General features: G+C 61.8%; 6 protein-coding genes. 5 read left to right on the forward strand and 1 reads right to left on the reverse strand.

Annotated elements, in window-relative coordinates; all coding sequences use genetic code 11:
* Positions 1-284 precede the first annotated feature (284 nt).
* The 4 genes from KA354_24160 to KA354_24175 all read left to right on the forward strand — a co-directional run bounded on the left by KA354_24160 (position 285) and on the right by KA354_24175 (position 4,250).
* The gene (locus KA354_24160) at positions 285-1,907 is read left to right on the forward strand and encodes a hypothetical protein (protein ID MBP7937745.1); all 1,623 of its coding nucleotides are present in this window, start codon (positions 285-287) and stop codon (positions 1,905-1,907) included.
* A gap of 150 nt (positions 1,908-2,057) precedes the next feature.
* On the forward strand, positions 2,058-2,729 hold the full coding sequence (locus KA354_24165) for a hypothetical protein (protein ID MBP7937746.1): 672 nt from the start codon (positions 2,058-2,060) through the stop codon (positions 2,727-2,729).
* The gene (locus KA354_24170) at positions 2,726-3,091 is read left to right on the forward strand and encodes a YkgJ family cysteine cluster protein (GenBank protein ID MBP7937747.1); all 366 of its coding nucleotides are present in this window, start codon (positions 2,726-2,728) and stop codon (positions 3,089-3,091) included. Before KA354_24165 ends, KA354_24170 begins: the two co-directional genes overlap by 4 nt.
* 76 nt (positions 3,092-3,167) lie before the next feature.
* Positions 3,168-4,250: an AAA family ATPase gene (locus KA354_24175; GenBank protein ID MBP7937748.1), complete on the forward strand. Its 1,083-nt coding sequence runs from the start codon at positions 3,168-3,170 to the stop codon at positions 4,248-4,250.
* Positions 4,251-4,730: 480 nt separating this feature from the next.
* On the opposite strand, the gene KA354_24180 is transcribed toward KA354_24175, so the two are convergent.
* Positions 4,731-10,622, reverse strand: coding sequence for an SUMF1/EgtB/PvdO family nonheme iron enzyme (locus KA354_24180; protein ID MBP7937749.1), 5,892 nt, complete (start codon positions 10,620-10,622; stop codon positions 4,731-4,733).
* An 814-nt stretch (positions 10,623-11,436) separates the two neighbouring features.
* Between KA354_24180 and KA354_24185 the strand changes: the two genes are divergently transcribed.
* A partial coding sequence (locus tag KA354_24185; protein MBP7937750.1) for a hypothetical protein occupies positions 11,437-12,779 on the forward strand: 1,343 nt, incomplete at its 3' end.

A 12,779-nucleotide genomic window follows, 5' to 3' on the forward strand; every position in this document is an offset into this window, starting at 1 on the left:
CAGCCTCCTGAAGCGTCACGCGTCGAAGGATAGCATCAAGTGCAAGAGCCGCATCGCGGGCTGGAACAACCAGTTCCTCATGCAAGTGATTACCGGAACAGGAGTTTAATGTGCGCTGGCCCTGGTTGGGAGGAGGAAGAGAATCCAGCTCCCACGCCCGCGGGGAATCCCGGCAGCCCGATCCAATCAAGCTGACCGTCAACCCTTGAATGTGCTGTATTGTGCGACACCTTGATCCATGCGACATGGTGCCGCGTTCTCTAACCATGTTCGGAGAAACACCCATGAAGACCATTCAAGCCAAGGTCAACCCCCGGCTTCTGACCAAAGCCAATCGTCTGTTCACCGGCACGCTGCAAGGCCGGATCATCGAAATCCTGCAGAACGCCCGTCGCGCGGGCGCCACCCAGGTGAACATTATCAATCTGCCGGACGGCGCTGTGCTGGTCCGTGACAATGGCCAGGGCATCGACGATTTCGAGAAGCTGCTCGAATTGGGCGGCTCCGGCTGGGAAGAAGCGCTCGAACAGAGCGAGGACCCAGCCGGCGTCGGTCTGTTCTGCCTTGCCCCGCGGGCGGTCACTATCCGCTCCAAGGGCAGGAAGGTCGCGATCGCCGATAGCGGTTGGGCCGGCGAGCCGGTTGAAATTGAGGATGACCCTGAACCCATCGAGGGCACCGAGCTGTGCTTCCAGGACGAAACCTGGACGTCGGGCGCGGTTGATAAGAACGCCGTGTTCTGCGGCATGCAAGTCACCGTGGACGGCAATGTCTGTCCGCGTGACGAGTTCGTCTCCGACCAGGCCACCGATCATCGCGAACTAGGCTGCCGGATCGAGATCCGTGAGTACCAGGATCTGAACCCCTGGCACCACTCCTGCCACGCCGGCCACTCCGGCGACAACGTGCTGGTCAACTTCCACGGCCAAGTCGTTTCGTTCCACCACTGCCCGGCGGGCGAACACCACCTGCACTACCTGGTTGACATGACCGGCGAATCCACCGGCATCCGGCTGATGCTGCCGGCGCGGACCTGCCTGGTTCAAAACGAGGCCTACAAGGCCCTGCTGGCGGCGATGGAGCTGGAGACCTTCCGGTATCTCCAGCGCCGCGGCCATCACCGGCTGGCGTACAAGGAATACCTGCGAGCCCGAGAGTTGGGCATCGACCTGCCCGAGGCCACACCGACGTTCCGAGTCGGCTTGCTCAGCGGCGAACCCCCAGAGCCGATCGACGTGACCATGCCCGATGGCTTCCCGCTGTCCGGCTGCTATCGGCTGGACAGCGATTCGGAGCAAGGCGACGAATCCGACGAGGCCAACGTGCATTTACTGGCCGCGCTGGGCACGTTCCAGGAGCCGTTCATTCCGGTGGAAATCCGCCGTGAATATGACGGCTATTCATGGGCCAAGCTGCCCACCGTTGGCAAAGTCGAGTTCAAGGCCCGCAAGAAGCTACAGGAATCCTGGCTCTGGTCAGGCCAGATCGTGTGCGTCGAGCGAATCGAGATCGCCGCGCATACCAGCGACGGCCGGACGTTCACGTCTCCTGTGTGCATGGGCATTCCGTCCGTGGGCAACGCCGAGGAGAACCGCTTCCGCGATGATATCGTGTACGTCACGCCGGAGGCCCAGCACACTCTGTCGCCCTCACATATCTGGTATCACCTCGGCGGCTGGAACGATGATGGGGATACCTACGACACGCAGGAAAGTGAGTTTGAGCAGGAACTCGACCACTTCTGGGCGCTCCTGGTCGGCCCGGACGAGCAGTTCCGGCGCAATCTGGTGGGCGCCATCGAAGGGCTCAAGAAGAACTGGAAGTCCATCACCCTCTCCCCCAACGGCACCGTCAGGATCCAGTTCAAGCAGGGTGCCCCCAAGACCATCCGACCACCTGCCCGCTGAACTGTCGGTTTCGATTGGCACGTTTATCCGCCGGCTTTCCAGTGGAGATTCCGCGCGCGTGCGCGGAGCTGGCAATCGGCTACACAGCCCCGGGGGCATGCCCAGGACTTGAGGCGTGCCCTCGGTGGCACATAATTGAGGGAACTGAACATGGCATGGAGACCCACAGAGTATTTGATTGAGGGCGAGCTGGACAACACCACGCCCGGCAAGGTCGCGGGCTGGATGCGGTTCGCGGGCATTGATGAGAAGGTCATCTTCGACCTTGAAGGCGACTTCCACCGCGACATCCGCGGCGCGAAGATCCACTTCACTGGCGACGGCAGCGAAGATGATCCGCAAGCGGCCGGTTACATGGGCGGCTTCGCGACCCACCAGACCGGTGAGACCGGCGACATCACCGCTGGTTTGCCGCCATATGATTACGGTCGGGCAATCTACATTGAATGGTACGGGCACGAGAATGGCCGAGTGGTGATCGAACTCGAACCGGATCAACTCAAAGTCATCGGCCGACCGATTCCGGCGTGCGAGTCCGACCCCATCTCGCGCGCGGAGCAGGCCCGCAAGATGGCCGGCTTCCTGGCGGCGATCAGTCAAACCGCCGGGGTGGTGGCCATCGCACCGGCCCAACGGCTGATATCCGATCCCGCGTTCACCCACTGGGTGGCAGTCGATGACCAGATCATCGGCGAGGCCCACTCAATTGAAGCCGCTGAAAACGGCCGGAGCTTCGCGTTCGTGCGGCTGTTCGGCATGCCGGAGAGCGCAGAGTACGGTTTCATCGAAACGGCGCACCTGCGTAGAAAGGGTGACGAATGAAACCACTATACGAGTGCGATTGCTGCGGCGTCTGCTGCCGCGGCACGCTGATCGTTGAGGCGAATTACCTCGATGTGCTACGCGAACCCCGGCTCCTGGACGCAGACGTGACCGGCCGACGAACCACGTTGGCCGAGCTGGCAGAAGATGACGGCCGGTGCATCCTGCTGGCCGCGAGCAGGCCCTGCCGGTTCCTCTCGCCCGAAGGCCGCTGCACCATCTACCCAACGCGCCCCAACGTCTGTGTGGAGATGCAGGCCGGGGATGAGCAGTGTCAGCAGGTTCGCCAACGGGCCGGCCTGCCGCCACTTGAGTCCTTCCCCGCCACCCGATCCGCTGCCCCCGGCAGCCCAGAATCGTAATCGACAGCCCAAACCGGGCTGCGAGATGGTCTATCCAACCTCCAACCAACAACAATCAACCAGCAAAGGAGAAACCATGTCCGATCAACTGACCTGCCCGCTCTGCGCGCAGAGCGAGCCACACACGCTCGTCCCGCATCTGCGGACCGAGCACAAGATCGAACCCGAGGTGTTCCGGGCCCGTTTCCCGGAGCAGCCCTTGTGTACGGCCGGCTTCGCGGCGTTCCTGAAGGACCGCAACGTCCGCCAGTGCAACGGCGTGCTCAACTACGCCCTGGACGTTGCCGGCACGCACATGACCGCCCGCTACGGCCAGGACCACCCCCTGATCCCTGACCCCGATCCCACCTTCATCTGGACCGACGCCGCCAAAGACGTGGCTGAGGCCATCGAGCACAACGAACGGGCCTTCCTCTACGGCCCCAGCGGCACGGGCAAAAGCTCGCTCGTGCGCCAGATCGCCGCGGCCGTGCACCGGCCGGTCCGCCGGGTGTCGCTCAACGGCGAGACCTCGGTGGCGGACTTCATCGGCCACTGGACGGTGAACCAGAGCAAGGAGACCGTCTTCGCTAAGGGCATTCTGCCCCAGGCCATGCAGGAGGGCTACATCCTGCAACTGGATGAAGTCGATGCCATGCAGCCCGAAGTGGGTTTCATCCTGCAGCAGATCCTCGAGCCGCACGGCCACCTGCTCTTGACCGACACCGGCGAGGATATCGCCCCGCATACCGATTTCCGACTGGTGGCCACGGCCAACACGCTGGGCTTCGGTTCCGAGTCCGGCCTATACGCCAGCGGCACACACGTGCTCAACTTCAGTTGGCTGGACCGCTGGGACGTCGTCGTGCACATCGACTACCTGCCGGCCAACCAGGAGGTCGAGCTGCTGCACGCCCGGCATGGATCGCTCAAGAAGGATCTGCTCAAGGCCATGGTGAAAGCGGCCGGCGACCTGCGCCAATCCCACGAGCAGGAACAGCTCACCACGATCATCACCACGCGGCGTTTGCTGGCGCTATGCGCCAGGTTAGAGCGGGGCAGCGATTTCCAGCGAGCTTTGGCCGTCTGCGTGCTCAACAAGGTGCCACCCGAAGACCGCAAGGTCATCGGCGAGACCTTCGATCATCACATTGGTCCACCGGCTCAAGCCAAGGCCTGACCGACGACCAGATGCCCTGACTGCATGTCATGGAGATTAATGGCCCGGCCGCGCCTCTGGCGGGATCTGCTCGCCATGGCCGGGCCTTCTTCTTCGGTTGTCCGCCTTGCGACGGACACGCTGGACAACCCGGTGATCCCTGAGCACGACACGGCCTGACGAGCTTGTTCCACCCGCCCGGATCGGGCCGCAGGTTTGCGCCATCTGCAATTCCCCTTGGGGCGACCTCCGCCGCCCGGCCCGCACGCTTCGCGATCCGCAGACCATCCTGGCCCACGAAGATACGCCGCGGACTTGCTGCAGGAGACTCACATGCAGGTCTTCCGCCACATGAACGGGTTTCATGCCCCTTTGCCCCCGCACCGAGCATATGCAGTTGGCTGAGTGGACACAGACGGAGCTTACAGTGTCGCCGGGCGGTTTGCCCGGCGACAGCTTACAGGACACATGTACGAACACGAGAAGGTACAGAGCGTTGCGTTACGGAGAGCCCAGAACGATACGAAACCCGTAGGGGTTACGGTCCTCAGGTGTAAGGCCATTGCGCCACGAGCAACGTGCTATCTGGGCGCCGACGTACCAAGAGCCGCCACGAACGACACGGGTGTCCCCGCTGACCGGACCACGCGGGTTGGGGCACGGAACCGCGCAGTGATCAACGCAGTCTTGGTAGTATGTTGCGCTGTACCTATCGTTGCACCACTCGAACACGTTGTCCGCCGTGCCGTAGAGGCCATAGGCATTCGGCGCAAAATAGTCAACCGGGTTGGTGTAGGGCAAGTCGCCGCTGCTGAACGCGGGGTGATAGTCGCGCGTCGGGCTCGTGTCATACAAGCAGCTCGACGAGCTGTAGTAGTTCGCCCGGCTGTGCTGGATCTCATCAGAATCCGACCACGGGAACCGATGCCCGGTAGCGCCGCCCCGGGCGGCCTTCTCCCATTCAGCCTCAGTCGGCAACCGGTAACCACTGCCGAAGTTGCAGTTCCACGTCGTCAAGTCGTAGCACGGCGGCCGGCCCTGCATCTCGCTTCTCCAGTTGGCGTAGGCCACCGCACCGTACCAGCTCACGATGTACATAGGGTGATTCGCCTTGCCCGAGACCACACCGAACGTGCTGCCGTTCCAGGTGATCCGGCTGTAAATGCCCCAGTGCGGCCCGTCGCCGGGAGCCGATGTGGTGCTGCAGTACGGATAGCCGCTGCCCGACTTGTAGACCACTCCGTCGGTAACCCTAATCAGCCCCTGCCCATTAGCCCAGTTGAGCGCGTCGGCGTACTGCTGATTGGTTACCTCATACTGGTCCATAAAGAACGCGTCCACGTAGACGGCGTGCACGGGCCGCTCCCGAGCGTCTCCCTCGTTGAACGGATCGCCCATCTGGAACTCACCGGCCGGGATGAGGACCATGCCAGCGGGCGGCGGGGTTTGCAGGGTTATCGTTACTTGATCGACGGCGCTCTGAACAGGGGAGGAGAAATCGGTGACCGTGAGGGTGTACGTGGTCGTTGCTGTTGGGCACACCAGCGGATTCTGAGCATTTGACCCCGTCCACTCCAACGCGGACCATGAATAGGAATAAGGTGGTATTCCACCAGCGCCTGAGCCCAGCAGTACGGTGCAGTCCCCAAGCGAGATTGTCTCCTGGTCGGCCCCAGCACTCGCGACCAGCGGCGGAATCGCAGTCACCGTGACAGCAGCCGAGGCTCTCTGCGGCGGAAAGGATGAGTCGCTCACGGACAGCGAATACGTCGTCGATACTGCTGGACAAGCTTGCGAATTGGGCTCGGCGGATCCTTCCCAGCCTGGGGCAGACCAGACAAAGGAATAAGGCAGGATGCCACCGGCAACTTTAGCCCGTAGTGCAGTGCAGCTCCCCACACTGACCGCTGTGCTGTCGGCGATGGCGACGGCGACCAGCGGTCCTGCGCTTCCAGCGCACCCTAGGTTGGTTTGCACATTCGCCCCCGAGTAGCATCGCTGGAGCAAGCCAAAGTCGTTCTGGTCCGCATCACCATCCTGGTCGAAGTCGGCGTCGACGCACTTGGGCGCGGTCTGGAGCACCATCGGCCCAGTCACACAAGCCATGAAGGCGCCGACATCGTCCTGGTCCACGTCGCCATCCGTGTCGAGATCGGCAGCCACGGGGGGGCACCCATTGGGCGTTACTGCAGCGCCTGGCAGTGTTCCCGCGCATGCATCGCAGGCGTCGCCGATGCCGTCGCCGTCGTTGTCCTTCTGGTCTGGGTTGTAGTTAGGACAGTTGTCCTGCTCGTCCCAGATGCCGTCACGATCGGAATCCCTGGCCTTCCCGCGAATTGCGAGGCTATGGGCTCCGCCCGCGCCGACCGCGATGAAACGCAGGTTCGGTGATGGCAGTTCGCACTGGTCCCGATTGCCATCGGCGCCACAGCCCCACGTTACGATCGAGCCATCCGATCTCAGGCCCAGACTGTGGTACGCACTTGCTGCCACCTCGACAAAACCCGTGTTCGGTGCGGGCACGTTACACTGGCCGTATCTATTGTCTCCCCACGCCACGATCGAACCGTCAGATTTTAGGCCTAAACAATGCCAGTACTTTGATACAACTGCCACGAACTGCGTGTTCGGAGCGGGCACGTTACACTGGCCGTATCTATTGTCTCCCCACGCCACGATCGAACCGTCCGCCTTCAAACCGAGGCTGTACCCATCACCGGCAGCAATCGATATGAAGCCGGTGTTCGGCGAAGGCACATCACACTGACCATACTCGTTGTGTCCCCATGCCCATACCGTGCCGTCGCCCTTCAACCCGAGACTATGGCGGCCCCCGCCCGTCGCCGCGACGAAACTCGAATTGGGTGCAGGCACATCGCATTGGGCGGAAGTGTTTCGCCCCCACGCCGCGATCGAACCATCGGCCCTTAGGGCGAGACTGAACGTATGGCCCGCTGCAATAGCTCGGAAACCTGTATTTGGCGCGGGCACGTTACATTCACCGTCGTCGTTGCCTCCCCACGCCACGATCGAACCATCTATCCGCAGACCAAGGGTGTGCGAACCCCCGCCTGCAGTCATTACGAAGGCAACATTCGGTGACGGCACATCACATTGCCCGGTGTTGTTGTTGCCCCATGCAAACATCTCGCCTTCGCAGGCGTCTCCCACTCCGTCACTGTCGCTGTCGGCCTGGTCTGGGTTGGCCACAGCCGGGCAGTTGTCGCCAGTGTCGGGCACGCCGTCTCCATCATCATCCTCATCGCAAGCATCGCCGAGACCGTCGTGATCCGTGTCGGCTTGGTTGATGTTTCGCACGCCCAGACAGTTGTCGCAGACGTCACCGATCCCGTCGTCGTCCGTGTCCGTCTGGTCGATGTTTGGCAAGCTTAGACAATTGTCGCACAGGTCGCCAACGCGGTCGGTATCGGCATCAGCCTGGTTTGGGTTGTATTTGCTTGGACAATTGTCTAGACAATCGGCAAGGCTGTCTTCATCGGAATCTTGGTCCGCGACGTCGCACCCACAAACACCCGGCGCGCTCTTATCGACGTTGTCTGGGCATCCATCGCAAGCATCTCCCACTCCGTCACTGTCCCTGTCGGCCTGGTCTGGGTTGGCCACACCCGGGCAGTTATCGCCAGTGTCGGGCAGGCCGTCATTGTCGTGGTCTTCACATGCTTCACCGATGCCGTCCTGATCAGGATCTGCCTGATCCGGGTTGTACGACAACGGGCAATTATCAATGCCGTCGATAATTCCATCGTCGTCAGTGTCTGGATCGTTGGGCCTGCTGTGATGGACATTGACCTCCGCGCCGTCCGAGAGACCGTCGCTGTCACTATCAGCGAGCAGCGGGTTGCTTTGGGTACCCGGCCGCGCTTCCTCTGCGTTGGTTAGACCATCCCTGTCAGGGTCAAGCAGAGCATCAGCCGCATTAAACGGATCTAGCCCGTACAGTTGCTCCCAACTGTCCGACATGCCGTCATGATCCGAGTCGCGGCCGCGTCCTGATAGTCCGCATATGTGGTTGAGCGCCTGCGCCACCTCGCGGTAGGTGGAGATTGGTCCTGCACCGCCAAACGGCCAGAAAACGACCCAACCAAGCTGCCAGGGATCGTCGGCGCCCTGGTAGCTTAGGCCGTCGGAGCTTCGGACGAGGACGCCAGTTGCGTAGCGGGTGAAGTGAAGCGAGCGAAAGACAGTTCCCTCTTCCTCGGGAATTAGAGACAGCCTCGGGTCTGACCGCAGGGCGTCGTAGGTGCCGCGATTCACGACCACGGTCCGACCGGCCTGGAGGGCTTGTAGGATGGCTTCCGTATGCGCTGGCACCTCTCCCTGCGACAGATTCCCTATGACAAGGTCCGCACCCGAGGCTGATCGCTGCGGATCACCCGTATTCCACATACTTGGATCGACGTGGTCGATGCCGCTCCATGCCTCCGGCGATACGCGCCGCGCGACGGCGATAGCCATCCATCTCCATGGTAGGTCGTTATGCACGTCCGGGAAACACACGACGGTGCCCTTGAATGGTCCGGCTGCTTGTGGCGACCACTTGCCGTCGATTCTAACCTCGAAGTTCTGGCAGACGCGCGTGCGCGCGCCTATCCCGATACCACTGCACAGTTCAGGAGATTCATACGTTACGAAGCAGAACTGGACGCGGAAGAAGACGTAATCATCCTCTGGAGTGAATGCGCGATTGGTGAGGTAGAACGGAAATGACCGCCCGGTTAGCGCCGGCATGACGTACGTATCGAGCTTCTCTCGCTGCGGCTCAAACGAGGCGACGAACGTTTTGCGCTGCGGCTGCTGCGTTACCTCCACCGACGTGAATCCGTTTTCTGCTAGGCCATTACAGCCGAGGTACGTGTTGAATGGACCGCGTGGCGCTCGATCTTCAGCGTCAAACCAGATCGTCTTGTCATAATCCCAACTCATGCAATCGGCGGCAGCGAACGGCGCAGCCACACCCAGCGTGACTTCGATTGTCTGCGGGCTGTTGGCCGCGTTCGGGGAGGTGACAGTTATCTTGCCGACATGAACTCCGATTGCCAGACCGTCGCTGTTGAAGCTTACGCTTAACGTCATCGGCGCGCCGCTCGCCGAGATACCTGACATCGGGTCACAGATGAGCCAGGGGACGTCCGTGGTGATGTTCCACTCAACCATGTCGCTACCGGCATTGCTGATTTCAATCTGCTGCGTGGGGGCTTCCACACAACCGACGTATCGCCTGTTGATCAAGTAGGTCTGACTTAAGGCAATGCTTGGCGGAGCCAACACATACGACATGTCAAATGCCTGGCTTTCAGCATTGTCATTCCCGGCCGCATCCTGTGCAACTCCCGCCGGGACCTGAATGGTCACACAGCCTGGCGCCGACGCCGAGACCTCTCCACGGAAGACTCGGTCATCAAATGTGTCGAGGCTTGCGAGAGAGCCATTGACTACAGTGATGGCCGCAGGCGTGAGGCCGGCGACTTTCTCACTGAAGACGAGGTTCACCGGGATCGTGGAACCGGTTGTGGGCGAGGCCACCGGCGAGGATATGGTTACGGTCGGTGGCGTGTCATCCACCTGGACGGTGGTCAGTAAGGCCGTGTCTCCGGGTCCAGAGTCTTTGTAACCATTCGCACCGGACGAAGAACCAGGAAGGATGTCGATGCCGATCGTTCCGTGACCCGTTATTCCGCTGATCCTGATCGTGGGACTCGGCGTATCCCCGTTGAGAACCGCGATCGTCCCGGTGGCGGTACCGCCGGCGTTGAGGAGGACATCGGCCGGCCTGAGGTCGATGGAGGAGGCGCCCGTATACGAGACCTGGAAATCGATGGGGCCGGTGTTGGTATGCGTGGTGGCCGGCGGAACGATCGCGACGGTGGGAGCGGTGCCCTCATAAGAAGGGGCGAAGTAAACGTTGAGATTCAGCGAGGAGCGAATGAAGGAGACGATGGCATAGTCCCAGTCTTCCGAGTGGTGGTCGGGATAAGTCTCAGGCACAAAGCGTACGAGAAGAGAAAGGACATTATCGCCCCGATGTTCTGCCCGAACGGCCGAGGTGACATCCCAGGCATAATCGCTATAGTCGTCAATGAGGTGGGAATCGATTGCCTGCGCGTCGTAGTCGGTAGGTTGGTTCTCCCAGTTGATTCCGTCGGTCCCGGGGGGCTGAGTCGGTGCTATCCAGGAATCATCATGAACCAAGTACAACCCAACTGGGCACTGGGTTATTCCCGTGCCATAGAACCAATACACGGTGGGGCGGATTGTCGCCTTGGCAATATTGGCTCCGCTTGCCAGACCAGAAAGGTCGAACTTGAGCCAAATCCACGTTTGTCCACCGGTATCGTAAACGGCCGTTGATACCCAGCTGCCCGGCCCGGACATCGCCGGGAACGGGTCGGCTGGAGAATGGTCTACCCGTCTAGGATCGGTTCCTCCATGTCCGAACGAGAAGGTCCATCCAACCTCCGAGGGAGAGATTACAGTTAACGCATTGACTTTGCCTGTCGTCAACGAGCAGAGGAATAGGATCGCACCGTACGAAAGCCAGGGCGTGGTGCGGCCCGATCGCCTGGAACAAGCTCGGATTGATCGGCCACGCCTAGAGCGGACAGACCGGTGCGGTCTCACACGATCCACGGCCTGGACACCCGGGTCGCCCATTGGCAGGGCGGAGCTCACGAATAACATGTTCCATCCTCCAATGGGAAGCGCCATTCGGGCTATCGACAGTCAGACGGCGGGGAACACTGCGGGGCAGTCGGGATCTGACCGGGGCTGGCATTGAGCAGTACGTGAGAACGCTTCTTTTGCCCGACGTTTCCCAGATGAGCGTACCCGGCACTGGGCTGCGCTGCCGATACATGTTATGGTTATTCTACAGCAGCCATTCGTCTACGCCTACACCTTTCCGAGACGTCTGGGCTCTCCGCCTATCGAGTCCCCAGACAGCCTGAGCAGACCCCCGAAGGGCCAGCCACGGACTCACAACAACACCATCACGCAACCTTCTACCTCCCCACGGCTTACGCGGGGATGGCGGCAAAGAGGGGCGCTCACAAATAGTCGAAGAACATGCTCGACTCATGTTGGCGTCGGCCCTCGAGGCCCGATAACCATCCCAAGTTGGCAGGTCGCGCTCGTCATAGCGATGCGGCGGGCGTGGCCATTTTTATGCGCATCGCGGAAAGGACATTGCATGCAAACAAACCCCTTCGAGAGCCAGCTCGAACGGCTGGCCCGAACCCTCACCGAGGAGTTCGGTGTGCTGGTCACCTGCCAGGGCGAGAACGCCTGGACCGATGGCCGGCGGATCATGTTGCCGTCCGTTCCAGAACCCATGGACGAGGGCCTGGAACGGATGATGATCGGCTACCTCGATCACGAGCTGGCCCATGTGGCATTCTCGGATTTCAAGGTGGTCGGCGAGTTTACGAAGCAGCACCCCGGCCAGGAAGGGCTGCTGAACGTGGTCGAGGACGCCCTGATCGAGCGGCGGGCGATGGAACGCTGGCCGGGCGTCCGCCACAACCTCGATCACATGTTCCAGCAGATCCGCAATCGACTGGTCAGACTGATCAAGCGGCGCGGGCCGTTCGAGCGGTTCTGCACGGCCGTCTATCTGAAGCTGGCCCACTATCACGACATGGTCGGCCTGGAGGGGGAGGTGCAGGGCTACGAGGACCTGTTGGCTCAGTTTCCGCAGGTTCGCCAGACGCAGGATGCCGGGAAGCTGGTCGAGGCTCTCCTGGAGCGCTGGCTCAAGAGGCCCCATTCCCAGGCCAAGCCGCCGCCCCAGGCCCGCAGTCAGGCCGGACAACGGTCGGACAAGAAGAAGCAGGCACCGGGTGAATCCGGCGACAAGGACACTGCACAGGAGCCGTCCGACGGCCAGGCAGAAGCCAACCCCGAGCAGGACGGGGACTCGTCGGGCGCACCAAATCAGGAGCAACCTGGTCAGCCGAACCCAGAACCCGAGCAAAATCAGGCCGGCGAAAGCCCAAGCCCCCAAGCCGACGAGCCTGGAGGACAGCAGGGTCAGCCTGATTCCGCCGGGGACGGGGGAACGGACACGTCGCCTAGCCGAGCCGATGGCGATCACCTCGATGACACCGACAGTTGCCAGGCTGCCGATTCGGCCTCGACAGAAGCCGGAACGCCCCAGGCCGCCGGGCAGTCCCGGGGGTCCGGCCAGGGTGGCACGCTGATGGGCGATGCAGTCCGGGAAGCCATTACCGAGTGCATCCGCCAGCTCGACGGGAGCCGCGAGTACCGGGTGTACACGAAACGGCACGACCGGATCGACGTCGTGCCCGTTGCCGACGCCAAGGACGTCCAGGCGCTCCTGGAGACCGGCATCGACACGGTTCGCAGGCTCCGGCGCGGCCTGACCAACGCCCTCCGCTCGGCCGAGAAACGGTGCTGGAGAGATGAGCAGCTCCGGGGCGAGCTCTCGCAGCGCACGCTGTACAGGCTGTGCATGGACCGACCGCGGCTGGACATTTTCCGCATCCGCTCGACGGTCCAGGGCAAGTCCACGGC

This window comes from Phycisphaerae bacterium (assembly GCA_018003015.1).
Classification (GTDB): Bacteria; Planctomycetota; Phycisphaerae; order UBA1845; family PWPN01; genus JAGNEZ01.